Source organism: Burkholderia ubonensis (assembly GCF_902833085.1).
Lineage (GTDB): Bacteria > Pseudomonadota > Gammaproteobacteria > Burkholderiales > Burkholderiaceae > Burkholderia > Burkholderia ubonensis.
Genome location: NZ_CADFEB010000003.1, coordinates 739,690 through 765,409 on the forward strand (window position 1 = coordinate 739,690; position 25,720 = coordinate 765,409).

At 63.7% G+C, this 25,720-nt stretch carries 25 protein-coding genes and 1 riboswitch; of the genes, 5 read left to right on the top strand and 20 right to left on the bottom strand.

The window, feature by feature from the left end; genetic code table 11:
- Positions 1–2: 2 nt before the first annotated feature.
- The 17 genes from HWX31_RS10695 to HWX31_RS10775 form a co-directional block, all read right to left on the bottom strand.
- A complete protein-coding gene (locus HWX31_RS10695) occupies positions 3–434 on the bottom strand; it encodes a PaaI family thioesterase (protein WP_059609968.1) in 432 nt (143 codons plus the stop codon).
- Positions 421–2,250 (bottom strand): fatty acyl-AMP ligase, encoded by a 1,830-nt coding sequence (locus HWX31_RS10700; protein ID WP_174961493.1) that lies wholly within the window; start codon positions 2,248–2,250, stop codon positions 421–423. The genes HWX31_RS10695 and HWX31_RS10700 overlap by 14 nt, the downstream gene beginning before the upstream one ends.
- Positions 2,247–3,047, bottom strand: a complete 801-nt coding sequence (locus tag HWX31_RS10705; protein ID WP_059657197.1) for a thioesterase II family protein — start codon at positions 3,045–3,047, stop codon at positions 2,247–2,249. The genes HWX31_RS10700 and HWX31_RS10705 overlap by 4 nt, the downstream gene beginning before the upstream one ends.
- The gene (locus HWX31_RS10710; protein WP_059657195.1) at positions 3,047–4,201 is read right to left on the bottom strand and encodes a cytochrome P450; all 1,155 of its coding nucleotides are present in this window, start codon (positions 4,199–4,201) and stop codon (positions 3,047–3,049) included. The genes HWX31_RS10705 and HWX31_RS10710 overlap by 1 nt, the downstream gene beginning before the upstream one ends.
- 140 nt (positions 4,202–4,341) lie before the next feature.
- Positions 4,342–5,244 carry an SAM-dependent methyltransferase gene (locus HWX31_RS10715; protein WP_059609972.1) on the bottom strand — a complete coding sequence of 301 codons (903 nt, stop codon included), beginning with the start codon at positions 5,242–5,244 and terminating at the stop codon, positions 4,342–4,344.
- On the bottom strand, positions 5,241–5,540 hold the full coding sequence (locus HWX31_RS10720) for an acyl carrier protein (protein WP_059609973.1): 300 nt from the start codon (positions 5,538–5,540) through the stop codon (positions 5,241–5,243). Before HWX31_RS10720 ends, HWX31_RS10715 begins: the two co-directional genes overlap by 4 nt.
- A gap of 87 nt (positions 5,541–5,627) precedes the next feature.
- Positions 5,628–6,602 carry an acyl-CoA desaturase gene (locus HWX31_RS10725; protein ID WP_059775249.1) on the bottom strand — a complete coding sequence of 325 codons (975 nt, stop codon included), beginning with the start codon at positions 6,600–6,602 and terminating at the stop codon, positions 5,628–5,630.
- A gap of 102 nt (positions 6,603–6,704) precedes the next feature.
- Positions 6,705–7,892 (bottom strand): amidohydrolase family protein, encoded by a 1,188-nt coding sequence (locus HWX31_RS10730; protein ID WP_174961495.1) that lies wholly within the window; start codon positions 7,890–7,892, stop codon positions 6,705–6,707.
- A 71-nt stretch (positions 7,893–7,963) separates the two neighbouring features.
- Positions 7,964–8,959 carry a fumarylacetoacetate hydrolase family protein gene (locus HWX31_RS10735; protein WP_174961497.1) on the bottom strand — a complete coding sequence of 332 codons (996 nt, stop codon included), beginning with the start codon at positions 8,957–8,959 and terminating at the stop codon, positions 7,964–7,966.
- A 111-nt stretch (positions 8,960–9,070) separates the two neighbouring features.
- Positions 9,071–9,223, bottom strand: a complete 153-nt coding sequence (locus tag HWX31_RS10740) for a hypothetical protein (protein WP_155122764.1) — start codon at positions 9,221–9,223, stop codon at positions 9,071–9,073.
- Between the two features lie 8 nt (positions 9,224–9,231).
- Entirely contained in the window at positions 9,232–10,335 is a 1,104-nt protein-coding gene (locus HWX31_RS10745; RefSeq protein WP_174961499.1) for a hypothetical protein, read from the bottom strand.
- Between the two features lie 42 nt (positions 10,336–10,377).
- On the bottom strand, positions 10,378–10,566 hold the full coding sequence (locus HWX31_RS10750) for a hypothetical protein (protein WP_174961501.1): 189 nt from the start codon (positions 10,564–10,566) through the stop codon (positions 10,378–10,380).
- 21 nt (positions 10,567–10,587) lie between these two features.
- Complete coding sequence (locus HWX31_RS10755) at positions 10,588–12,438, bottom strand: carbamoyltransferase family protein (protein ID WP_174961503.1); 1,851 nt, start codon at positions 12,436–12,438, stop codon at positions 10,588–10,590.
- On the bottom strand, positions 12,435–14,648 hold the full coding sequence (locus tag HWX31_RS10760; protein ID WP_174961505.1) for an iron-containing redox enzyme family protein: 2,214 nt from the start codon (positions 14,646–14,648) through the stop codon (positions 12,435–12,437). The genes HWX31_RS10755 and HWX31_RS10760 overlap by 4 nt, the downstream gene beginning before the upstream one ends.
- A 524-nt stretch (positions 14,649–15,172) precedes the next feature.
- The gene (locus tag HWX31_RS10765) at positions 15,173–15,409 is read right to left on the bottom strand and encodes a hypothetical protein (protein ID WP_059673617.1); all 237 of its coding nucleotides are present in this window, start codon (positions 15,407–15,409) and stop codon (positions 15,173–15,175) included.
- Between the two features lie 180 nt (positions 15,410–15,589).
- Positions 15,590–16,549: a LysR family transcriptional regulator gene (locus tag HWX31_RS10770; protein ID WP_059657182.1), complete on the bottom strand. Its 960-nt coding sequence runs from the start codon at positions 16,547–16,549 to the stop codon at positions 15,590–15,592.
- A gap of 153 nt (positions 16,550–16,702) precedes the next feature.
- Positions 16,703–18,142 (bottom strand): SLC13 family permease, encoded by a 1,440-nt coding sequence (locus tag HWX31_RS10775; protein WP_174961508.1) that lies wholly within the window; start codon positions 18,140–18,142, stop codon positions 16,703–16,705.
- A 151-nt stretch (positions 18,143–18,293) separates the two neighbouring features.
- Here HWX31_RS10775 and HWX31_RS10780 point away from each other — a divergent pair, with 151 nt between their 5' ends.
- Positions 18,294–19,013, top strand: coding sequence for an AraC family transcriptional regulator (locus HWX31_RS10780; protein WP_230463571.1), 720 nt, complete (start codon positions 18,294–18,296; stop codon positions 19,011–19,013).
- Between the two features lie 99 nt (positions 19,014–19,112).
- Here the strand turns inward: HWX31_RS10780 and HWX31_RS10785 are convergent, their stop codons facing one another.
- Positions 19,113–19,973 carry a LysR substrate-binding domain-containing protein gene (locus HWX31_RS10785; RefSeq protein WP_174961533.1) on the bottom strand — a complete coding sequence of 287 codons (861 nt, stop codon included), beginning with the start codon at positions 19,971–19,973 and terminating at the stop codon, positions 19,113–19,115.
- 106 nt (positions 19,974–20,079) lie between these two features.
- On the opposite strand from HWX31_RS10785, the gene HWX31_RS10790 reads away from it, so the two are divergent.
- Positions 20,080–20,679 (top strand): LysE family translocator, encoded by a 600-nt coding sequence (locus HWX31_RS10790; protein ID WP_244143716.1) that lies wholly within the window; start codon positions 20,080–20,082, stop codon positions 20,677–20,679.
- Positions 20,680–20,718: 39 nt separating this feature from the next.
- Positions 20,719–20,804: riboswitch (ZMP/ZTP riboswitch) on the top strand.
- A 128-nt stretch (positions 20,805–20,932) separates the two neighbouring features.
- A complete protein-coding gene (locus tag HWX31_RS10795; protein ID WP_244143717.1) occupies positions 20,933–22,078 on the top strand; it encodes an aminodeoxychorismate synthase component I in 1,146 nt (381 codons plus the stop codon).
- Between the two features lie 38 nt (positions 22,079–22,116).
- On the opposite strand, the gene HWX31_RS10800 is transcribed toward HWX31_RS10795, so the two are convergent.
- Both HWX31_RS10800 and HWX31_RS10805 read right to left on the bottom strand, forming a co-directional pair.
- Entirely contained in the window at positions 22,117–22,329 is a 213-nt protein-coding gene (locus tag HWX31_RS10800) for a hypothetical protein (RefSeq protein ID WP_059609984.1), read from the bottom strand.
- Between the two features lie 34 nt (positions 22,330–22,363).
- On the bottom strand, positions 22,364–23,380 hold the full coding sequence (locus tag HWX31_RS10805) for an alpha/beta hydrolase family protein (protein WP_174961537.1): 1,017 nt from the start codon (positions 23,378–23,380) through the stop codon (positions 22,364–22,366).
- A gap of 358 nt (positions 23,381–23,738) precedes the next feature.
- Here HWX31_RS10805 and HWX31_RS10810 point away from each other — a divergent pair, with 358 nt between their 5' ends.
- Positions 23,739–24,980 carry an ABC transporter substrate-binding protein gene (locus HWX31_RS10810; protein WP_174961513.1) on the top strand — a complete coding sequence of 414 codons (1,242 nt, stop codon included), beginning with the start codon at positions 23,739–23,741 and terminating at the stop codon, positions 24,978–24,980.
- Positions 24,977–25,720 (top strand): ABC transporter ATP-binding protein, encoded by a 744-nt coding sequence (locus HWX31_RS10815; protein ID WP_175933906.1) that lies wholly within the window; start codon positions 24,977–24,979, stop codon positions 25,718–25,720. Before HWX31_RS10810 ends, HWX31_RS10815 begins: the two co-directional genes overlap by 4 nt.

The following is a 25,720-nucleotide window of genomic DNA, read 5'->3' on the forward strand; positions in this document are numbered from 1 at the left end:
CCTCACTTGAAACGCGCTATCGTCGCGAGCGCAGTTGCGACCAGATCGCTCCGGTCCCGGCGTCGCGCGAATACGTCCGCGCGGCACACCGCATGGCGGCCGCTCGTGCGCAGTACCTCGCCGACGGCGTACAGCGAGTCGCCCACGGCGGGTGCGATCAGGTTCAGTTTGTATTCGAGCGTCACAACGTCGCCGACAAGCGACGCGGCCGCCCACGCGCAGGCGCTGTCTGCGAGGAAGCCGATCACCGCTCCATGCGCGAACCCGTGGTGCATCGTCAATTCGGCCTTCCACGGCACCGACAGCGCAACGCGCCCCGGCTCGAACGCTTCGATTAGCGCGTCGATCCAGCCCGCAAACGGCGTCCGCGCGACTACCGCCTCGAGTGCATCGCGCGTGAGCCCGGTACCGCCTCCCACTTCAGCCAACGACATCCCGATCCTCCTCTTTGAACGATTGAGCGACACGCAGCGGCCGGTCGATCGCCGCAAGCATGTCGCGACCGTAACGGTCGCGCGTCTCGCCGCGACGTATCTTGCCGCTCGACGTTTTCGGAATCGAACCGGGCTCGACGAACCTTATCTCGTTGAGCGTCATGTCGAATTCGTCGAGCACTGCGCGGCGTATCGCACGCGCGGCCAAATCGTGGTCCAGCGTGCGCCGCACCCCGCGCTCGACCTCCTGCACGAGCACGTAGCGCGGTGTGCCGGTGTCCTCGTCGAGCGCGAACGCAGCGGACGAGTTTGGCTTCATCCCCGGATATGCGCACTCCGCGATCCGCTCGATGTCTTGCGGATACACGTTGCGGCCGCGGACGATCAGGACGTCCTTCAACCTGCCGACGAAGAACAGCTCGCCGTCGCGCATATAACCGAGGTCGCGCGTACGCAGATAGCGACGCAAGGACGCGTCGCCGGCGATGTGCGCGTGAAATGTCTCGCGCGACTGCTCGGGACGGTTCCAATAGCCGTCCGGCACGTGCGGACCCTGCACCCAAATCTCGCCGATGCGGCCCTCCGGCAACTCGTCGCAGGTCGCAGGGTCGACGATCGCGATTCGCTCCGCGTCGAGTGCGCCGCCGCAGCCGATCGACAGGCGCACGGCGTCGGGCAGTTGCGCCGGTCGCGCATCGCCCAACGCGAGCGCGTTCTTGTCGACGGACTCGATCGTCGGCACTCGCGCGACGCGAGACGCGCTGATGAGCAGCGTTGCCTCGGCCATCCCGTAGCACGGACGCAATGCGTGAGCGCGGAAGCCGGCCGGCGCGAACGTGTCGGAGAAGCGGCGGATCGTGTCGGCGCGCACCGGCTCCGCGCTGTTGTACGCGATTGTCCAGTGCGACAGGTCGAGCGGCTCGCGCAGGATACGCTCCGCGCGCGCGACGCACAGGTCGTACGCGAAATTCGGGCCGCCGGAAACGCGTGCGCGATAGCGGTCTATCGCGCGCAGCCACAGCCATGGGGACTGCGCAAACGCGCCTGCCGACATCAGGACCGCTCGGCCTCCAACATATAGCGGTTCCAGCAGATTGCAGATCAATCCCATATCGTGATACAAGGGCGCCCAGCCGACGTATGTCGCACCCGGCGGATTGCCGAACACGCGACGCTGCATTTCGAGATTCGCGAACAAGTTCGCCTGCGACACCGCGACTCCCTTCGGAATCGACGTCGATCCCGACGTGTATTGCAGCAAGGCGAGCGGCGCCGGTAGGTCGATGCCGCGCGCCGGCCCCATCGGGGCGTGCGCCGATACACCGGCGTCGACCGGCACGATTGCCGCACGTGCGAGTCCGGGCAGCGACGCGAACTGGTCGCGCACGGCATCCACGTAATCGGGCACGGTCAGCACGAGCGCCGGCGCACAGTCGATCGCGATCGCGATCGACGCGTCGCGCATTCGCCGGCCGCGCACCGGCACGACCGGTACCGGGACAAGCGACGCGTAATGGCACGCGGCGAACGCGACGACAAACGCGAGACCGGTGGGAAACATCAGCAACGCTCGCGCGCCGGGCTCGGCACGCGCGGCAAGCTCGGCCGCGAGCACCGTCGCGGCGCGATCGAGTTCCGCATAGGTGAGCGCACCGACCTCCACACCCTCGTTGTCGAGCATCACGCACGCGACAGCGTTGCCGCCGATGGCGGCCCAATGCGTCAACAGCCGTGCAAAGGTTCGCGGCCCGTCGTCGGACGGCCCGCCGACCGGGCAGTACGCCAAATCGGCGTGAATCACGTCGTCGTTTTTCATGGACGCTCCTTCGTACCCGTCAAAAGCGATTCGAGATCGACCGCGATATGGCGTTGCAATGCGGCCGTACCGGCTGCGTCGAAGAAGTGCGCGCCGGAAAGTTCGCGCATCCGCACGACACCGATTGTCGCTGCGCGCCACGCGTCGAATTCGTCGCGCGTCAGAATCGGATCGTCCTGGCCGCGAAACCCAAGCAGCGGCACATCGAGCGGCCGCTCGTCGCGCGGTGCGTACAGGTCGCTGACGCGCAGGTCGTCGCGCAGCGTCGGCAGGAACGTCGTTCGCCAATTGTCGTTATGCAACAGCCCGTGCGCAACGCCGCCCATTCGTTCGAGCACGGCGACGAGCGACGTATCGTCGAGCAGCGCGAGCGGCGCGCCAGCCAGTTCACAATGCGGCGCGCGGCGGCCCGACACCGCGAGCGCGACCGGCAACGGTTCGCCGGCGCGACGCAGCGCGCAAACGAGTTCGTAGGCGACGAGCGCGCCGAGGCTGTGGCCATAAAACGCAAAAGGCGCCGAACCGGCGACGTTCGACACGAGCGCTTCGAGCAACGCGTCGATCCAAGTGTCGAGCAACGCACGTGGCGTCGTATCGTGTGCCGCATGACCCGCGGCTTCGTCGAATCGATACGCGCGCGGCAGTTGCGCCGCGTATACGTCGATCCAATCCGGCAGTCCGGCATGCCAAGCCGCGAAGCAAGCCGCACTGCTGCCCGCGTGGTGAAAGCAGACGAGCCGCAACAAGGCGCGTTCGCGCGGCCGGGCGGGCGGCACGATCCAGCGATGCGGCTTCATTACGCCACCCCATCCTTTGCGAATTGGATCGGCAACGCCCCCCGCCCGCGCAAAATCACACTGTGTGTCTGCCAGCGCACGTCCGGCGACGTGCGGCGCCAGTGCGCGTAGCGTTCCAGCGAATATGCGACGCTGCGCGCAGCCTGCATCCGCGCAAGTGCCGCGCCGAGACACGCGTGCATCCCGTAACCGAAGCCGACGTGCGGCGGGCCGCGACGATCAGGCCGGAACGTGTCCGGCGCGTCGAACGCCTCCGGATCGCGATTCGCGGCGCCCAGGCACAGCAGGATCTGTTCGTCCGCACGCACATCGATGCCGTTGATCGACTGCGGCGCGCGGGCGATCCGCTTCGTCATCTGCAGCGGCGTTTCGAAACGAATCGACTCGTCGACGGCCGCATCGATCAGCGAACGGTCGTCGCGCAACGCGGCAAGCGCGTCCGGATGCGCGAGCAGCGTGTCGAACAGATTGCCGACCAGCGACTCCGTCGTTTCCGTACCCGCAACGAACGTCATGATGCACGCGAACGCGATGTCGATCTCGTCGAGTCGGTCGCCATCGTCGCGCGCGATCGTCAATGCGCCGATCACGCCGTCGTCATCGCCAATGGTGCGCAGATGGTCGACAAAGAACGAGGTCAACGTGCGCAGCGACGTGCGCGTGCGCACCAGCCGATCACGGTTGATCAATCCTGGATCGAGCAGATGGCGGACCATGTGGATGTGCTCGGCGATCCATGCACGGCGCGCCTCCGGCACACGCATCCAGGCACATAGAACGTTGACCGGCAGGGGTCTGGCAAAGTCCGCGATGAAGTCGGCCGTGCCGCCGCGAGCATCGATTGCGTCGAGCAGCGCGCTCACCTGCACGTCGACCGTCCGTTCGACTGCCGTCAGCATCGCCGGGCTGTACGCGGCGTTCACGAGCCGGCGCAGCTTGAGATGCGCCGGATTGTCGGTGAACACGATCGATTGTCGGATGAAGCGACTGATCTCGCTGATGTCGCCGACGTCGAGCCTGCGTGCCGCACGCTCGATCGTTTCCGGAATCAATGCAACGCTCAAGTCGCGCGTCTTCAGCGCGGCGACGACATCCGCGTAGCGCGTCAACACGAGCGTGCCAAGCGCGCGCAGATGAGGTGCATCGCGCCGCATCTGCGCATACGTAGGATAAGGATCCGCATGGAAAGCCGGATCGATCGGATTAAAACGGATGCGTGCTGTGCGCACGGGTTCGACTGCTTGCACCGCTCCTCCATTGACTGGCCAACCCGGAAAGACTGCGCCGCGCAAGCTCATGGCGTCGCGCTATGGCGCCAGTTCGTGGTGATCGGCCTGAACGCGATGCGCAGCAGGCCGATCTTCCCCATGTAGAACCCCATCGCGGACTGCGTCAGATAGCGCTCGTAACGTCCGACAACCGCCTCGCCGACGAGCGAGACCGCCTCGTCGCGCCGCTTGCGCAAGTTGCGCGCCCACGCCTCCATCGTCCGCGCGTAGTGCAGCCGGTGGTTGTACGTCTCGACGATCTCGAGCACGCCGTCTGCAGCCTGCGCGATTTCCGCGAACGTCGGCAGATCTGCGGCCGGGAAGATCTCGTTGTTGATGAACTCACTTGCCTCATCGCGGCGCATGCTGCCGTATGCGATGGTTTGCAGGGACAGACGGCCGCCGGGTTCGAGCCAGTCCCGGCAGCGCACGAAGAAGTCGCGATAAACCGCGATCTTGTCGGCAATGCTGTCCTCCGGTTTCGCGAAGTGCTCGAACGCGCCGATCGACACGATTGCGCCGTAGCGTTCGTCCGGCGCATGATCGACCCAGCTTTCGAGCCGCACATGTGCGTTCGGCAATTTCAGGCCGCTCACATAGTCGGCCTGATCGTCCGACAACGTAAGCCCGACCACTCGTTCGACGTCCGGCAACGCGGCCGCACACTGCATGAGTCCGCCCCAACCGCAGCCGATATCGAGCACGCGTCTCGCCCGTGTTGCGCGTGACTGCCCCAGGTGGAACGCGAATTTGCGTCGCTGTGCAGATTCGAGCGGTTCGGCGGACGCCGGATCGTCGTCCGCCCACTGCGCACACGAGTACGCCATCGTCGAATCGAGCCATAGCCCGTAGAATTCGCGGCCAATGTCGTAGTGGTACTGGACCGCCCGCGCGGACCCGCCGTAGTCCACCGTCTCATGCGCACTCATGCGACGCCTCGCTCACATGCGGCGTCGGCCATCCGCTCGGCGATCCTGTGCGCGATGTCGCCGAGCGTCGGTTCCGCGAACACCATTGCGATCGGCACGTCCACACCGAATCGGTTCTCGAGTTCGATCACCATGGACGTCGCGGTCGCAGAATCGAGGCCGAGCACGTCGAGCGAATCTGTCTGCACGATTCGCTCCGGTTCGAGATTCAGAATTTGGCCTATGTACTTCGCACACCATTCGAAAATGGCCTGCGCGTCTTGTTCACGCGTGCTCGAAGACGTGACTGCGTTCATCTATTTTCCCCAATGTGAGTAGGAATACGAACTGCCATGCTCGGAATCTGCATCTCTCGACGGTCATGATTGCGTGATCGACTTACCTCAGGTCCGCATTACTCGCATCTCGACCTGCTCGCGCGCCGGCACCTTGATTTCCTTCGCGAGCCCGAGCAAGCCGAGCACACGGATGAACCAGTAGCCCGGGTCGACACGATACCAGCGGAGGCCAAATGATGCGGAGCCGGGGAACGCGTGATGGTTGTGATGCCACGATTCACCGAAGATGAACGGTGCAAGCCAACCGATGTTGCGGCTCTGGTCGCGCGTGGCGAACGAGCGCTTGCCGACCAGATGGCAGAACGAGTTCAGTGACCAGATCCCTTGCTCGAGCACGAACATCCGCACCATTCCGCCCCAAAGAAAGCCGCTTGCCAAGCCCGTCCACGACCACTCCACGAGCGCGCAAAACACTGCGGGCGTGATGAAGCCCAGCACAACCCACCGATAGTAATGGCGGCTCACATAGCTCATCGCGGAATCGCGAACGAGGTCCGGCGCATAGTGGACGACGTTCGGATACGGATGCGCGATCATCCATGTGAAGTGTGCGTGCAGGAAGCCGCGCAGCTTGCCGCGCCAACCCGGACCATGAAGGTTCGGCGAATGCATGTCTCCTTCCTGGTCGCCGCGCTCGTGATGCCGGCGATGCATCGCGACCCAGGAGATCAGGCCGCCCTGCCCGGCCATCGAGCCTGCGATCGCGAGTGCGATCCGCGTGCCGCGCGTCGCGGTATACGACTTGTGCGCGAACAGCCGGTGATAGCCGGACGAGATTCCGAGCCCCGAGAACGTCCACATCGTGAGGAACGCGACGAGTTCCGGCCAGCCGATTGGCCGCGCGAAAAGCCACGCAAGCGCGGCGAGCGTGCCGAAAAACGGCAACACGTCGAACAGAATGAAGTGCCGACGCTGTAGCCGATGGATGTACGGATCGTCGATGACGCGCCGCTTCGCGGCGATCCCGAGCGTATCGCCCGTGAAAACCGACCGGAACTCACTGTCGAAATCGCCTGTCACCCGTGCCTCCGTTCGATGCAATCGTATTCAACCGTTTCCGCTGCCGCCTCTGCACGTCGTCCGATATGCCGAGGGCCAGGTCCGACGCACGCTCTCTTTCCTTCATGCCAAGTGCGCAATTTCGTTGCTCCTTTGTGGTATTTCCCAAGACGCGCGATCGGAGATGGTCGACGACGCGCCTGTCGCGAGCTGTCCCGCAACGAACACAAACCGAGGTTCGCGATGTTCGAACAGCTGCAGGAAAGCCGCGCTGCATGGCCCCTGGCGTTCCAGGTCGTGCAGGTCGAAGAGGCATAGGTCCGCTTGCATCCCCGGCGCAATGCGGCCGCAGTATTGCGACACGCCCAGCGTGGCAGCCGCCCGAATCGTCGCATCGTCCACACCGGCGTCCGCGTCGACCAACGCAGATTCGATGAACGGACCGGCCGTCGTCAGATCGGTCGCAAACGAACCATCGCCGAGACGCATCTCGGGTTTGCGTTGCGAGAAGGGCTCACGCCGTGCGCCCGAGCACGTGGATGCCGGCAAGCGCTTGCGGCGCCGGTGCATTCTCATCGCATCCTGAAGGCCGACGACGTCGGCGCCCGATCGCCTCAGCGTGTCGAGATCCCTGGGGGTGACTTGCGACAGTCCCGATACCGTCGTACCCGGCTCGATCAGCCGCAAAAATGAAAGCAGTTGTATTTCGCTGCAGAAGAATCGCTCGCGAAATGCTTGGGCTGCTTCCGGGCTCTCCGACAAGACCACGCAGAGACCTTGACCGATGGCCGCCGCGAACTTCTGCGCATAGACGAGTTCAGATGCAGACAAAACCGACGAGCAGTGAATCGCCGGGGCGACGCGCACGCGATTGAGCTTTGCCAGGCTCGCAATCCGACTGAAAATGCGCGCGTCTCGTCCATCCAGAATCTCTTCCCCGTTCCACTCGCGGCCAGGTGAATTCAGAACCAGGCGCAGGACCAACTGAACCTGTGTCTGACTCGCCGTCAGAATGCATTCGCTCGCAGTCCGGCAAGTCGCACCGGCAGTCGTGACGCCTGCTCGCAACAATCGCTCCGACCCTCGCTGGATCGTCGGCAGATCGGTTTGCGCGAGTATCAGACCGGGTGTGCACGCGTAGTCGCGGCCATCGATTGCGTACTCGATCTTCGACGACCCTGGCGCGCCGACGCTCGTGATCCATTGGCCATCGATTTCAATATCGCCGACTTCGAATCGACGCGTTTCGTGGTCAAAGTACGTAATACCCTTGAGTGCCCAGCTTGCAGGGCAATGACCCAGCGTTAGCATGCCCCCTCCCCCGCATCGTTGCGTGCCTTGTGGCGTTCGCGCGACTCGTGCAGCCACCTCGCACGCAGGATTCACACAATTCGATTGAGCTGAAATCCGAGGCCGTCTATCTGGGCCTTCAGGACATTTCCAGGACGCAGAAACGTGCCTCGCTCCGCGCCTGTGCCGGCAGGTGTACCCGTCGCAATGACGTCTCCGGGAAGCAATTCGCACCGCGCCGACAAATATTCGATCTGCCGCGGGATGTCGATGATCATGTCGCTCACCAGCTCGCTCTGCATGAGCTCGCCGTCCACCCAGAGCCGGAGGCGCAGCGCGCCCACATCGGACACACAGCACGCAGGGACGATGACCGGGCCGGCCGGCATGGACGCCGGCATCCCTTTCCCCCGCAACCAGTCGGCGCCGGGGAAATCCTTGCGGTATATCTTGCTTCGATCCGTCAGGTCATTGAGGATCGTATAACCCGCTACGTGCGAAAGCGCCTGATCGCGCTTGACGTTTCTCGTCCTGCGTCCGATGACGACACCAAGCTCCACTTCCCAGTCCATCTGATGCTCGGTATCCGGTACCGCGATATCCGCGTATGGCGCGGCCAACCCCGAGTTAGGCCGGAGAAAGAAATACGGCTCGCCCTGGCGCGATCGTTTTTCAACCATTCGCTCGGCAGTCGGTCGTCGTTCCGATATCGGCAACACGTCTATTTCGGGATCACCGCCGCGCGAGATAATCAATTCGACCAGCTGCTTGCGATAATTCGCGGAAGAGCAGTAAATTTGCGCGCGCGGCAACAACGGCGCATGAAACTGCAAGTCCGACAGATCGATCCAATGCCGCTCATCGATGCCCTTGAAGCCGGATCGATGCGCGTCGAGGACAGTTGCCGACAATGCATCCCAGTCGTCGAAGATACCAGCCGCGCTGCCGGTTTTCCGATACTCCACGTCATGCACGACATCGGCAAGCGCAATCGCCCGGCTTCCCGTCACAATCGCGTCAAACGGCGTTTGTCCTGCCTTTGAAACCACTGCAAATGCGAATCCGTGTTCAAGCTCAATACCGTTCATAGGGATCCTGGAATGATTAGACGGCCGCTACGTACACGCTATCGGGTCTGCGTGACGGGACAGCGGGAAGCGTGGTTCGACGGTTCCCGCCGTTCCCTGCCTCAGGCCCGGTCAAAACAGCGGATAAATGGTCTTTTCATTCTTCTTCTTTCGCCGAAACAGCTTGGCGACCACGGTTTCCCATAGCGATTGACGCTGCACCGCGCCAGTGCGCGCCGGTGCGGCCTGACGAACGGTCGGTTGCTTCTGACTCCGGGTATTCATATAACCTCCTAATGGCCATATTGAAGAAGCGCTCCCGCATGACGCGGTTGCGATTTGGCAACGACAAGCGCATCGATCAGCTCGGCAACGACCGCGCAGCCGTCGTCGGTCAGATGTGCACGATCCACAAACAGCCACTTGCCCTGACATGCATCGCGCTCGATGGCTTCCGTGACGTCGACGAACGGCACCGTCAGTCCGTCGCACATTTCTCGTACGGCGCGCCGGAATCGCGCACCCACCGCCTTGTCGCCGATCTCGGCTGTCGCATTCGATTGCCCTCCTGCCATCTTGTCGAGCAAATCGAAAAGCGTCGCCTCGCTCTCGTGCAGAATCCGATCTGGCCACGTTGCGAATGGTTGAAGGGCATAGAACAGCGATATGCCCTGTGCCTGGCAAATCGCCGCCCAATGCTGGACGTCGCGCTCGATCCCGGCAATGGCGATCTCATGTCGATCCCTGTCTCCACGCGCGTCACTCGCGGTGGCCGGAGGCGCCGTGCCGGCGCCTTCATGCCGCGCCAGTTTCTTCCAGAGGCCCTGCTTCGGCTTGTATCCGTTCTTCACATCCTCCATCGCCCGATAGAAATCCTCGGAGAAGAAGAATTCACCGAATGGGCTGCGCAGACGCGTAGCCGGATCAGCGAGCACCAGGTTGTTGAGTCCGCTCAAAAGCACGACGTTCCGTACCGCAGGCAATTCGTCACGCAGCAGCAAGAATGCGACCAGCTCTTGCGCGGACGTGAAGCCACGCCCGCCGAAATTCAGCCATGGCGCCCCGCCCGATTCCAGAGCGGTCAATCGCGAGCTGATCGTCAGACTGTCTCGCGTGCAGCCGAGACCAAAGGTAACCGAGCCACCGACGAGCAGGTTCACCTCCGAGACGCCACGCAGGTCGCCGAGGGAAATCTCCGCTTCTCCATTGCGTCCGCTGCCGTACCGAAACCCCCATCGATCCGTGCTGACCACCTCGGATAGATAGTTTTCCGGATGAAAGAACATCACGTGCGGGTGCCATCTCAGTCGAGATGGCGCCATGAGGCGATCGTATTCCACCATCTGCGGAACGAGTGCGTACCGATCGTCAGCCCACCGTTTCATCGCGCCGGACATGCCGCTCCTCACTGGCGATCTTCGATCGCCTATAACGCCCTTCTACGAAGCGCGCGAAAAATTTGGACGATAGTTCTTCTTTGCCTGGACGCGGTATGTCGACGCCTTGCGATCCCATTTCATTGCAACCGGGTCATGGAACAGGCGCACGAGCAAAGCGATCGGAGATACGATTGCAAAGAAAACCAGTGCCACCCCGACACGCCACGCCACTTCCTTCAGTTCAGCCATATACGAAGCTCCTTGGTTTCATCAATCGAGCGCGAATTCCTCTTTCCATGCCGTGTCCCGCTCCTGGGCCGGTTGCTGCTCTTTCAGCAATACGCAGTTGCCCAATACCAGGCAGTCCATTTCAGTCCGCATAAAACAGCGGTACGCGTCGGCCGGCGACTCGACGATGGGTTCGCCGCGCACGTTGAACGAGCTGTTGACCACCATCGGGCAACCCGACCGTTCATAGAAGTGCGTCAGCAGCCTGTGGAATCGCGGATTGGTTTGCGCATGCACGGTTTGCACACGCGCCGAGAAGTCGACGTGCGTGATCGCCGGCACGGTGGATCGCGGTACGTTCAGCTTGGCGATCCCGAAAAGCTTCCCGTAATTTTCGTCGACGGGTAATCGATGTGCGTCGAGCACCGGCGCCACGATCAGCATGTACGGGCTGGCGCGGTCTTGCAGGAACCATTCCGACACGTGTTCTGCCAATATCGAAGGCGCGAACGGACGAAACGACTCGCGATACTTGATCTTCAGGTTCATCGTGCTTTGCATTTTGGTGCTGCGCGGATCCCCGATGATCGAGCGGCTTCCAAGCGCGCGAGGACCGAATTCCATGCGCCCCTGGAACCAGCCGATCACTTTCTCCTCGGCCAGCAGTTCGGCAACATACTCGGCAAGATGCGCTTCATCCATCCGGTAGTACGGGGCGCCGACCGAGTCGAGATAAGCGATCACTTCCTCGTCCGTATAGGCGGGCCCGAGATAGGCGCCGAACATGGCGTCGTTGCGTCCGTCGGCATGCCGGGAACTCGTCGTGTCCGCATGGTATGCAACGAGCGCTGCGCCCAGCGCCCCGCCGGCATCGCCCGCCGCGGGCTGGATCCATACATCGTCGAACGGACCCTCGCGCAATAACCGGCCATTGGCAACGCAGTTGAGCGCCACGCCGCCGGCGAGGCAAAGATTCCGCTCTCCGGTTTCACGATGAATCGTTCTGGCGAGACGAAGCACCACCTCTTCCGTGACGGCTTGAACCGAGGCGGCCAGATCCATTTCCCTTTGAGTCAACTCCGTCTCGGGTTCGCGCCTCGCCCCGCCGAAGAGCGCAGCGAATTTCTCGTTGGTCATCGTGAGACCGGTCGCATAGTTGAAATACGACATATCCAGGCGAAACGTACCGTCGTCCTTGAGATCCATCAGCGTGGAAAGGATCACGTCCCGGTATCGCGGTACGCCATAAGGTGCAAGCCCCATCACCTTGTATTCGCCGGAGTCCACCTTGAAGCCGCAAAAATAGGTGAACGCGGAATAGAGCAGCCCCAGAGAGTGCGGGAAATCGATCTGCCACAGCGGCGTGATCGATGTATCTTTCCCTAGCCAGGCGCTCGTCGTCGCCCACTCTCCCACGCCATCAAGGCACAAGACCGCGGCGCTGCGAAAAGGACTCGGGTAAAAAGCCGATGCGGCATGAGAAAGATGATGTTCGGAAAACAGCAGCGGAGGAAGTTCGCTCAACGAGAGTCCGCCGAATTTCGCGAGTTCGGCGTACAAGGACGACTTGACATGAAGTTTGTCGCGCATCCACGACGGCATCGCTTCGGCGAACGACGCAAAACCTTTCGGCGCGAACGCGAGATAGGTCTTCAGGAGCCGGTCGAATTTCGCAAGCGGCTTGTCATAGAAGATGACCGATTCGAGCTGATCGAGGCGCAGGCCGGCTTCCCGCAAACAATATTGAATCGCGTTTTCCGGAAAGCGGCTATCTTGCTTTTTGCGTGTAAAACGCTCCTCCTGAGCTGCGGCGACGATGACTCCATCTTTTATCAGCGCCGCGGCACTGTCGTGGTAGTAGGCGGATATGCCGAGAATCGCGCGACTTTTCATGGTGCTCCCACGTGGTTGTCTGCTTCGGAACTGGACCGGACATACGGGGCGAGCCGGTATTCTCTCGCGGCATGGATCGGCCGTTTTGCGATCCCCGAGATCGATTGCGCGATGACGCTCCCGAGAAGGGAGACCCGGCTCTTCAGGCCCGAAGGCGGTTTCAGCGCCCGATAACCGGTCCAGACGCGCAGCCATTCCCGGTTCACGTCTTCCCGGTTGCCTCTCGCGGCGATTTCATCGAGATGAACCGACACGGCCCGCAACGCCATCGCCGTGTGCCCGGTCGAAACGTTATCGATCGTGTTGTGCAAATCCACGAAGGCGGAGCTGTAGCCATAGTGGCGCAACATGTCGCGGCCCTGGCGGTATGTACCGCCGACTCCCGACAACTCCATTGCAAGGTTGACGCCCAGGAGCTCTGGAAGAAATTCCCTCGGAAAACGGGAAATCGACAGCCAGAACGCCGGAACCTTGAATGACTCGTCATCGAAGCCACTCCAGTACGCAAAAGCCGCCGACCCGAACGGCGGCAAATCGACTTTCATTTGCGCCATGAGTTCGCGATAGACGTTCGGGTGATTCTCTTTCACGCTGCCGTTGCCGAGTTCGTCCGCGTAGACGTGATACAGAAGCGAACCGATATGGCTTCCACTCAGCGCCACCGACGAGAATCGTTGAAGCCATGCGCCGTCGACCAGCACCATCGGACACAGTTGCACCGACTGTTGAATGACATCTTCCTGCGAAGGAACCGGCGCCCCCTCGTCGCCGCTGTATGATTCGACCTGTTCCCGATGTTTGTCGCTCAACCACTGCTCGAGACGCGCGTGCGAATACTCGAGAAAGGGGATTCTCCGATCGTCGCCGGTCAATCCCGCGCGCGACCGCATCAGCCATTCCGATGTGAAGCGATGCGCAGCGCCCAGCACGTCGCCATATTCCTCAATATTGACGAGGCGATGATAAAGCTCGCGCAAGGGCAGACGCTCGGACACGCTCATTCGAGAAGCGAGACGCGCACCTTCGCCGCCTTTCGCTGCGCGCGGTCCGTGTGCCAAGCGCTGGTCGTCATGCACCGGATCGCGAGCGACGGTCGCTTGCACTTCCGTTGCGGCCGCCGCTGGAAGACTGTCGATCCACCGGGCGATATCCTCGAGTTCGGTCGGCGTGAAAATCCGAAACATCGGGCCGCCAAACCGCACGAGATGGGTCAATAGCGGACTGGCCGCCGAATTTCCGGGCCGGACATAGGGGGACTTCGCGAGCGCGTCCAGCAAGCCCTCCGCCTGGGGCGCCTCGGGATCGAGATAGTCGTCGACGGATTTCCCGCGCAGCCTCGAATGATGGTGGTATCCGAACGCATCGATGCTCTTTCGCCGGACCAGGCTCAGCATTCGGCCCCGAGCAGTAAACGCGTCGCCGTCTTTCAGCGCCGTGATCATGTTCAACCAATGCCGACCCAGCAATACCCCGACGTTCACGCCTGTTTTAATGCGTTCCAACGTCGTTTGAGTATCGCTCGAGCTGGCTCGCAGCTCTTCAAGATAGGCATCGATTGCGTCGACCGCGAGCCCTGCCAGCCATTTGCTGCGGGTGTCCGAGCTGTGGAAATCGAAATATCTGCTCGCCGCCTGCTGCTTCGATAATCCCAGATAGGCGTTGGCGACCGACGGGCACAGCCCGTATACGGCCCGATACAGGTTGTAGCCCAGCAGCTCCGGCAAATAGTGCGTCGGGTATTCCGATAACGCCAGCGCAAAAGCAGGTCCCCGCCACGCGTCAGGATCGATATTGGGCGAACTGGCGAACGACCACGTCGAGACGTCCGGGACCGTGATATCGAGCGCGCGCAGCGCGTCGAGAAACTGGCCTCCCAAGTGTCGGCTCTGATTTCCATACCCGACGTACTCCTGATGTGCACGCAGGAGTATCGCGCTCACGTTCGTGTGGGACCTCGCCGGACAAAAGGCGAACTGAATCCAGCTGCCCTCGGTTAGCGCGGCGGGAGCATGCTGCCACAAGATCATCTTGCGTGCCGCGTCGTCGACGCCTTCGAGCAAGCGGCTGACTTTCTCTTCGTCGCGCAAACGCTGCTCGATGATGGCGGCCGGCCACTCAGCCGGCCTGGACATCGTGACGTCCAGATCGATGCTGCCCGTACCGGACATGCGGGCCCTGTCCAATTCCGCACGAACGGTATAGCGTGCCATTTCCCGAGAGTCAGGCGACTCATCCAGCGAGACGAGTGCGTTGAAAACGCATTTTGCGTCATAGTCCGGCGACGACGCCGCTAAACTCTCACCCAGCGGGTGTAAGCGCATTCTCTCAGGTCTCCATGTTTGATAACGCACTTTCATTCGGAACGTCATCTCGGCAGTTTTCCAATCCAAACATCTCTGCCTTGTCATTCTTTGACCACGCAACCATTCACCGTCAAACGGACCTTATCCAGGCCGGTCGCACGTCTGACAGAATCATTCCGATATCGCGCGCTGCTCCACCTCGCGAACGCGATAAATCAGGTCGCCTCCAATATGGAATCAATATCAACCATTACGGCGAAACTTCATTGCCGTCACCTGGAGGGTCGCACCATTTATACCAGCGCCGACATACGCAATACCAATACCAAATTCGTCGGTATCGATACCTTTTTTGAGATTAGACTCGTGTTTTTACGAGGGTGATTGTCGCGACTTTCGTCTTTTTTAGATCAGAATCGAAGCTCGCGAACTCAAGCGGGAAATAAACGATGCCTCTCGAAGGAGTCGCAACGAGCGGCGATTTGGCGAATAGCGACAAGAATGGCGATACGGTTCGATACCGCATCGCGCGGCATGCTCGATGCGCTGCGGATGAATGATGCGTACCTGCTCGGCATATTGATCGAGCGAAACATGTTCATGGCGGCGGCGGCGCGATGCCCGGCGCAGAACGAGCCCGCGAACTGCCCTTGCCGGGCCGGCTCCAATCGGACGCATTCTCGTTTTGCCCCGGTTGTCCTCGATTGGACTTGTTGGCGAGCGCCTGGACGGGCAAGCCGGCGGCAGCGATGCCCTTGTCGGTCACCTGCGCCGGGACCGGTTCCTGGACGAGCGTATCGCATTGCCGGCAACCCGCGTCCCGCGCACGTGATGCCCTGACCGCCCGCTTACTCGCACACTCTTTCGCCAGCCAACTCCGCTTCTTCATCCGGTTGGACAACGGCGAACTGCCCCGATCCAAAATAGCCGGCGATCGCTTGCAGCAACCATTCGGCCGCGCCGGACAATTTCTCTTCCTTGCGAACAACGTAGGCGTCGAGATACCCGCTTTCACCTTCGAGCGGACGGTATTGCACGCCCAGCCTTGGCGAAGCGGCCGCGGATTCGGGAACGAGCGCGATGCCGAGGTTGGCCGCGACCAGCGCGAGCACCGACGCCAGATGCGGAGCCGTCGGGCCGAGCCGCGCCCTGACGTTCCAGCAGTCAAAGAGCGTATGAAGTTGTGCGTTCAACCCGGACGCCGCACCGGCGGCTGAAAGAATGATGTGCTTGTCTTGAAGGCTATCCGGGGAGACGCTCGCCCGCTTGCACAGCGCATCGTTCTCCGGCAACGCAACGACGAGGCGCTCGCTGATCCGGTTTTCGAGCACGATGCCGCGCGCATCCTGCGGCGGCCGGATGCGCGAAACGGCGACATCGATTCGGCCGTTCGCCACCGCTTCGTTTAACGCTTTTGAAGGCAGTTCGACGAAAGTCCATTTGACGCCCGGGAATTCTTCGCCGACTGCTCTGATCGAGGCCGTGAATCGATCTTCCAGACATATGGACGGCGAATAGCCGAACGTGACGGGCACCGGCATGCCCTCGGCAAGTCTTCGCGCAAACTCCGTCGCGCGCAGATGGAATTCAACCACGCTTCGGGCGTACGGAAGGAATTGAAGTCCTGCCGGCGTCAGCATGACTTTTCTGCTGGTACGCGCGAAGAGCTGGAACCCCAGTTCGGTTTCAAGCAAGCTGATTTGCCGGGTCAAAGGTGGCTGTGCGATATGAAGCCGCTCGGCCGCGCGACCGAAATGCAGTTCCTCAGCCACCGTAACGAAGGAACGCAATCGTTTCGGATCAAGCATTTTTTCTGTCCTCTGTCCAATGTCCGTCACCCGCGACGACACGCGAGCGGTTGTCACACTCGAGCGTCGACAAGGCGGCACATTGCGCCCCGCCGTCACGCTCAAGCGCGCACCAGCATGTTATTTTTAAAATCGAGAGACGAAACCCTGCTGTTATGTGGCCGCTGAAAGCACACCAAGGAATCGCCACCAGAAATAATCGAGAGGCAACAGAAAGAGTACGGTAAGAACCGCGAGGGGAATACAGAGCCGAATGCCGTCTTTCAACGAGACCCCACCCATATGCATGGCGATCATCATCGGCGGCGATTGATAGGGAATAAAGACCGTTGAAAAAACAGGAACCTGAAGCATCAATACCGTGTACAAAGGCAAGCCGCTTGCACGAGCGAGCTGGCCGGCAATGGGCGTCAGTACGGCGGGGAGGCCCGGTAGCGTCGTCACCAATCCGATCGATGCGCCGATTCCGAGGATCAGCAATGCATTCGTCACGTAATGACCCGGCTCCATGGGCGCCGCACGCAATAGCAGATTGGCCGCCCACACACCCAGACCGCTTTCCGTCACGACGGCTCCGAGGCCCAGAAATCCCGCAACGTACACGAGCGGCGCAATATGCATCTGCTCGGTAAAGTCTTTCAGGGACATGATTCGCGTCTGGGGCAACAAACAGGCGATGCCCGCGGCAAGGCTGACCCATGCGGGCGATATGCCGTGCCAGAAGTCAGTTGCATAGCAGACCAGCGACAACGCGAGCACGGAGCCCAGGGCGATCTCACGCGCCGTCAGCGGCGTGGCCTCATGGTTGCGCCCGAGTCCCGGATCGATCTCGTCCGGATAGAGACTGCGCACGAGCCAGATCAGTATCACGGACTTCAACGCGCCCAGCACGGGAAAGTGCAGCAAAAAGTAGGGGGCGTAGTGAAGCTTGACGCCGTAGAGCTGCTCTGCCGCGCCAAGCAGGACCGAGTTGGGAATATTTGCCGGAAGGATGGACGTGGGAGGCATATAGCTCGCGGCGGCCACCGCCATCACAAGGCCCGTGCGGCCGCGCCGGCCCGCGCCGAATCCGAGGCGGTCCGCCAGTGTCAATGCGATGGGCGTGAGCAGCATGATTCGCCCGGTCGTCGACGGCATGACGAAAGCGAGTCCCACCGATGCAAGAACGACGGCCGACACATAGAAGCCGTAGGTGCCCATCCGCATCGACAGGAGCAAGTCGCTCAGCCGTTGGGCGAGTCCCGACGTGCGCACGGCAATTCCCGTGATGCCCCCGCCGAACACGAGCCACCACGCCGGCGATGCAAATCCCCCGAAAATCGTCTGCGCCGGCGTCACATCGAACAGCATCGCCAACAGAAAGAACAGCAGCGTCGTCATCGGCTCCTTGAAGAAACCGAGCGCCCAGGAACAGACGGTGAAGCAAACGAGAACGGCCGCACGTGAAGCCGCGGCGGACAGACCCGGCAGAAACGACGTGTGTTGCAACAAGACGAGCGCAATGATCACCGTCAGGAGCAGAAGCCCGGTACCGACGACTTCGCCAGTCCATTGCCGCTCGGGCGCGCCCAATGACTTTGCCGGTTGATTCATTGCGTTGATCCGGAAGATGCGATGGTGTAGATGATATTTAGATTTACAATGGCATCGATCTGCTTACAAGCCAAAAAGTTACGAAATCATGCCACGCCGTTCCTCGTATGATCCGTTCCCGAAGCTCGCTCCAACGCCGACGGAACCGGTGATGGTTCATCTCCGCCGACCGCCGGTCGACAGCGTCATCCGCCGGCATCGGCACAGCTGGGGCCAGCTCAACTGCCCGCGGTTCGGGAGCATCCGCGTCAGCGTGCCCGGCACGATGTGGATTGTTCCGCGCTACCGCGCCGTATGGATACCGCCCGGGATCGAGCACGAGGTGGTGATGCAGGGCGAGGTGGAGTTCCATGCGCTCTATGTGGAGCCGACCGCGTCGCCGCTGCCGCTCGATCGATGCGCCGTCGTGGAAGTGAGCCGGCTCATGCGTGAGCTCGTCAACGCGCTGGCCGATGACGCGATAGTTCAGGAACGCCGCAGGCGGATGGCGATGAGCCTGCTCGTGGAAGAAATTCGGGAGGCCCCGTCGTTGCCGCTCGGTCTGCCGTTGCCGGAGGAACGACGTTTGCGCGCGTTATGCATGGCGATGATGGAAGACCCCGGCTCGGAAAATACGCTGCAGGATTGGGCGCCGATCGTAGGCGCCAGCGCCCGCACGCTCGCGCGTCTCTTCCATACGGAGTTGCAAACGAGCTTTGGAATCTGGCGCCGGCAACTCAGGCTGGCGCGCGCGATCGATCTCATTGGCCGAAACGTACCGCTCGCAGACGTCGCAACGGAAGTGGGTTATGCCAATGCGCCCGCATTCTCGACGATGTTCCGGAGTGCGCTCGGGTTTCCGCCTTCGCATTTATGCAACGTTTCGACGTAAGCGGACGCGCACCGAAGAAACTGCAGTTGCGCACGCGACCCGGCCGGTGCCGGGCCGGACGGACACCAGGCGGCCCAGGCTGCGCCCAACCCCCGCGCATCACGCCGCCTGCCGCCCCAACCCCTCCTTCAAGCACCGCGCCAACGCCCCCACCGCCGCCGCCCGCTGCCCCCGCGCCACATGCAGGTTGATCGCGAACCCCGGCAATTCAGGCAACCCGCTTTCCGGCGGCAGAACATCGAGCCCCTCCGGAACCGTCGACGCCAGCCAGGCCGTCACCGCCAGATCCGAGCGCACCGTCGCCGCCGTCGCATCGATGCTGCCGTTTTCGAATACGGTCCGCCACGCCCGCCCGCGTTCGCGCAGCGCATCGAGCACCACCTGCCGAAACCCGCAGGTCTCGTCCACCATCGACACCGGCAACGGCTGCATCCGATACGCGCTTCCCCCTCGCGCCCCGACCCACACCAGCCGTTCGACGGCAATGCATTCCCCGCTCGACGCGCCGGCCGGCGCCTCGATCAGCGCCACGTCGATTTCCCCGCGCTCGAGTGCAAGCAGCAACGCCGGCGAAGCCGCGCAAGTCAGCGCAAGCTCCACCTGCGGATGCGCCTGCGCATAGCCCTTCAGGATCGGACCCAGGTGCGCGCCGACGAGGTCCTGCGGCGCGCCGAGGCGCACCACGCCGTCCACCGCGCCAGCCGTCAGGTCCGTCCACAACGCGTCGTGAACGTCCAGCAGGCGCCGCGCGTGCCCCAGCATCCGCTCCCCCGCCGCGGTCAGGCGCAGGTCGCGATACTCGCGAACGAACAACGGCCCGGACAGCGCCTCGAGCCGCGCGATCTGCTGGCTGACCGCGCCTTGCGTCAGATGCAGCAGGTGGCCGGCAGCGGTCATGCTGCCACGGTCGGCGACCGTGACGAAGGCGCGGAGCAAAGCGATGTCGAGATTGCGTGGCATCCCGGCATTATGGATGCTAATGGCACGCATCAGGAACATTCGCTGTTTCAATGCGCGGCGCGCGGGTAAAACAGCAAATCGTCATCTTCGATCGCCGGGAGACCATGTGCCGCTCCATGATTACCTGCCGTTGCTCCTGTTCGTCATCGTCTCCACCGTTACGCCGGGCGGCGCGACGACCCTGGCGACCGCATCGGGCGCCCATTTCGGCTTTCGGCGGTCGCTGCCCTACATGGCGGGCATCGCGGCGGGCCTCGCGTCGATGGCCGCCGCCGCGGCCGCGGGGCTCGGCGGCATCCTGCTGGCGATGCCTGCGCTGCAGCTCGGCATGAAAGCGATCGGCTCGTGCTATCTGGTGTGGCTCGCATCGCGCATCGGACGCAGCGGCGCGCCGCATCTCGACGCGCATCTGCGCAAGCCGGCCGGCTTCGCGAGCGGCGTCTGGATGCTGTGGCACAACCCGAAGGGATGGGCGATGACGCTCGGCGCGGCCGCATCGTTCGCGGCGCTCGCGTCCGGGCCGCTTCGGCTGGGCGTGCTGCTCGGCTGCGCGTTCGGCGTTGCCGCGATGGCGTCGCTGTCCGTGTGGTGCGCCGCCGGGCTGCTGTTCGCCCGCCTGCTGCGAACCGATCTGCAATGGCGGCTGCTCAACGGGATGCTGGCGCTGCTGCTGGTGGCCTCGATCGTCCCGATGTGGCTGTCGTAGCGGCCGGGGCGCGGCGGAATGACGGAGCATGAGAGAATCGGCGCGTCGCGTAACTGGCGCCACGAGATAGAACACTATCGGGAAGCGCGACGTGAATCATCTTGCCGCGCGCCTGGGCCTATTTCCCTTTGAACCATTCGACGGTCAGGAATATGCCCGCGCTCTCCCGCCCCGCCCATTGCCGCCCGGTTGCCGAACCATTCTGTTCGGCCACACATGCTCCAGACACCTGCACGCTCATCACGCGGGGAGCATGATGGTCACCTGCCGCTTCGAGGATGCCATCCGCGGCAGCGCTGTTTCGCTGCATGGATTCGTCAAGACAATCTCCGCCAGAACGGCCGATGAACTGCCGCAAGCCATCGCCGACATCGACCACGCACAACAAGAAGGCCGCTGGATTGCCCTCAAGCTCGCCTATTCGCTGGGCGAGTGGCTCGAACCCGCGTTGCGGGCAGACGGCGCGCATTCGGCGGACCACGCTGCGCCTCGCCTGACCGCCCTCGTCTTCGAAAGCGCGTTGAACGAGCCCGCGTGGAAATCGCTGCCGGCCGATCGATCCAGCCGCATTCTCGGTGCTCGCCCGAGAATCCGTTTCGACGAATACCGGGAAAAGATCTCGGCCATCAAGCGCTCGATCGAGAATGGGGATGTCTACCAAATCAACTACACGCTTCCGGTCGACGTCCGCTTCGAAGGTCATCCGGAGTCGCTCTATCGGAACCTGATCAACCTGCACCCGGTGTCGCATGCAGCCTATATCGACGACGGCGAGTCGTATGTGCTGTCTTTCTCGCCCGAGCTGTTCCTGTCCCGCTCAGGAGGAGTCCTGACGAGCCGCCCGATGAAAGGCACCGCGCCCCGGCATGCGGATCCGGAAGCGGACCGGATGTCCGCGCGCATGCTGCAGGCAAGCCAAAAGGACCGGGCCGAGAATGCGATGATCGTCGACCTGCTGCGCAACGACATGGGCAAAATCGCCCGCACCGGCTCCGTCACCGTCGAGAAGCTGTTCGAGCTTGAACGCTACCCGTCCATCTGGACGCTGACGTCGACGATCAACGCGGATGTCGGACACGCGCCCTTCTTCGACGTGCTGCGCGCACTCTTCCCGTGCGGCTCGGTCGTCGGCGCGCCCAAGATCGCCGCGATGCGCAGCATCCAGCAACTCGAGACGGCGGATCGCGGCCTCTATTGCGGCAGCATCGGATGGATGGCGCCCAATGGGGATTTTTCGCTGAACGTCGCGATCCGGACGCTCGTGCTGGAAAGCAACGGCGCCGGCGTATACGGCGTCGGCGGCGGCGTGGTGTTCGATTCCGAAGCGGATCTCGAGTGGCGCGAATGCCAATGGAAATCCCGCGTGCTGGGCGACGTGTTCGGCGACGCGTGGACCTGACGATCCCGGTCACCGGCGCTCCGGGTACGCGCTGACCACTACCCCCGCGCGGCCGGCGTCGACGCCAGCCGCGACACGACGTCCCGCCCCTGAACCGACAGCAGCACGCGCACATGCGCGCTCGCATCGGCGTCGAGCCGCACGAGACCGTGGCCGAGCAGCGCGCGAACCTCCGCCAGCTCGCCGTCCAGCTGGCATGGCGTGCTGGCCAGCACCATCAGCGCGGCGATTTCATGTGGACTGAGCAACATTTCCGCACCTCGTTAGACAGGTCAACCCGCCCGCTCACAACAGCACGATCTGATGCTCGACCGCCGGCTCCGCATCGGCCTGCCTCGGCGCGGCGCGCTCCGACACGATCCGGCCGGGCGTCGCCGGCGCGAGCGTCCCGGTCTTCAGCCAGCCGAGCGGAATCGGCCACAGCGTCGCCTCGAAGCGGCTATGGAAGAACGCGAAATGGCCGATGCTGTCGACGCCGATCGCATCCGGCGGAATCCGCAGATGCACGACGCTGCTGCGCGTGAAATACCGCAGCAGCCGTTCGATCGCGGCAATCGTGCCGAACGGGTCGTCGGTGACGCTCGCGGCGAGCACCTGCGCGCGCATCCCGGCAAAGCGCCGGACGAGCGCGCGGCGCTGCGCGTCGTCGCGCGCGATCGGCGCGCGGCGGTAGGTGTCCTCGAAATCCGGCCGGCTGCGGCTCCACGACAGCGCGACGCCCTTCGGCGTGTCCTCCATCCAGCCGAGGCGCTTGGCCGGAAAATAACCGAACAGCGCGGACAGCACCGGCATCACGACATGCCACTTCCACAGCATCGCGAGCTTGCTGCGCGGCGCGTAGTCGCGCCAGTGCGCGTACTGTGCGCCCATCGTGAACACGCGGCGCACCAGATGGTTCGACGGCGCGAGGCCGGCGACGAAGCCGCCGATGCTGTGCGCGACCACGTCGATCGGCTGGCCCGGAAACTCGGCGAGCGCATACCGCAGCACCGCCTCGAAATCGCGCTCGCCCCAGTCGAGCCATGTCGCGTCGAGCCGCGCGAGCTGCGCGGGCCGCGATTCGCCGATCCCGCGATAGTCGTACACGATCGCGTCGTAGCCGTGCCGGTGCAGGTAGGCGGCAAACCGGAAGTAGTAGCGGCAGCGCACCGACGTCGCCGCGTTCACGATCACGACGGGCCGCGGCTCGCCATCGTCCTGGCCCGTGCGGTGGCGCCAGACGAAGCCCTTGATCGGATAGCCGTCGGCCGCCGTCAGCGCGATCGATTCCGGCTCGGCGATGTTCGTGTCCCTGTCATTCATTCCGCTCATTCGAAACCCTCCACGTCACGGCACCTATTTCACTTGACCGAGCTGTTTCGCTCAATCAATCTTCTTGCATCTCTCGCATGAGGGATACGCATGGCAGTCCCGCTCGTCCGGCTACCTTCGCCCGACCGGGTCCGCGGCTTCGTCGCGATCGGCGACGCGCCCGTTCGGCGGCCCGTCATCCATGCAAACCGCCCCCTGAAACCCTCGCGCGCGCCGCCACCTACCAAAGCTGGTAGTTGTCCGCGTTCGGCATGACGCGGTGAAATCGACGGCGTTCCAACGACCGCATCGCAGCGTCCGCGACGCCCGAGCCGAGCGTCCGCCCGCCGCGCCTCAGGAGGCACACACGATGAAACACCTCAAACCCTGGTTGGCCGCCGCGCTCGCGCTGGCGACGCTCGCCGGCGCGGGCCGCGCCGCCGCCGAAGAGCGCGTGATCCGGATCACCGGCTTCGGCGCGACGTCGGGCGTGCTGCGCCCGTTCGGCGTCAACAGCGAGGCGGCGCTGCGCGCGGCCGCCGACGACATCAATCGCGCGGGCGGCGTGAAGCTCGGCGACGGCGCGCGCGGCCGCATCGAGATCCGCTACCTCGACGACAACTGCAAGCCGACCGACGGCGTGGACATCGTGCGGCGCCTCGCGCAAGCCGACACGCTGGCAGCGGTCGGCACGACCTGTTCGCCGGTCGTGCAGGCGGTGTACGGCTCGCTGCAGAAGAAAGCCGGCGACGCGGCCGATTCCGGCCTGCAGCTGCCCGTCTTCACCGACGTCGCGATGAAGATCGGCCTCGCGAAAATGTCCGACTGGTCGTTCCGCAACATTCCCGACGAGAATGCAATGTACGACGACGTGTTCGCGTGGGTCCGGCGCGAGCACCCGGACGCGCGCACCGTGTACGGCGGCGTCGAGCAGAACTTCGTCCATTCGAACCAGACCTGGTACCAGGTGATGAAGCCGCGCGCGCAGGCGGCCGGCTTCGACGTGCTCGGCGAGACGCGCTGGCTGCTCGACGACACGAACTTCGCCGAGCAGGTGCGCGCGATCAAGGCGGCCAATGCCGACGTCGTCGCGATCTCCGCGCATCCATACTCGGCATGCGGCGTACTGAAGGAGATGCAGCGCCAGGGCGTGCGGCCGAAGGTGCTGGTCGGCCTCACGAGCAGTTCGACGCCCGAGCTGCTGAAGGTGTGCGGGCCGGCGGCCGAGGGGCTCGTGATCCCGACCAGCTTCGCGACGATCAACCCGGACGCGCAGAAGGCTGCGACCGAGACCGCCCGCTACGGCGGCTACGCGGACCTGCACAGCATGGCCGCGTGGGAGATCCTGTACATGATCCGTGCCGCGATCGAGACGCGCGGCGTGCTCGCGAAGCCCGACACCGTGCAGGCCGACCGCGAGAAGATCCGCGAGGGGCTCGCCGCGATGAAGACGGCCGACGGCCTGCTCGGCCCGGTGAAGCGCACGGCGGATCGCGAGTCGATCAAGCCGTTCGTGCTGGTCGAGGCGCGCCGCAACGAGTGGACCGTCATCGAGCGGCCCGCGCCGCGCAGCGAGCTCGCGGGCGCCGCGCCGACGGTTCGCCAGCCGTGACGCAGCCGCTCGTCGCGCTGCGCGGCGTGACGTGCCGCTTCGGCGACGTGTGCGCGGTCGACCGGCTGGACCTCGACGTCGCGGCAGGCGAGACGGTCGGCCTGATCGGGCCGAACGGCTCCGGCAAGAGCACGACGCTCGGCCTCGTCGCGGGCACGCTGCGCCCGACGGCCGGCGCGATCCGCGTCGCGGGCGCCGACGTGACGCGCGTGCCCGCGTGGCGGCGCGTCGCGCTCGGCATCGCGTGGACCGCTCAGCAGCCGCGGGTGTTCGAGCGGCTGTCGGTGCGCGACAACCTCGCGGCGGCCGGGCGCGACGCCGCCGACGCCGCGCTGCACGACGCCGCGCTCGCGCACCGGCGGCACGCGCTCGCGGCGACGCTGACCTTCGCGGAGCGGCGCCGGCTCGAACTGGCGCGCGCGCTGGCGCTGCGCCCGCGCGTGCTGCTGGTCGACGAACCGGCGTCGGGGCTCGACGCGGACGAACTGGCGACACTGCGCGAACGGCTCGCCGCGTTGCGCGCGCGTGGCGTCGCGATCGTGCTGGTCGAGCACCGGGTCGGCTTCGTCGCGCAGCTCGCCGAGCGCATCGTCGTGCTCGAACACGGCCGCGTGCTCGCGGCCGGCACGCCCGCGCGCGTGCTCGCCGACCCGGACGTATGCCGCGCGTATCTCGGCGCGTATCCCGACGCGTATCCCGGCGACGCACCGGCCCCGCAGCCCGGCTGCACGGTGGCCTGA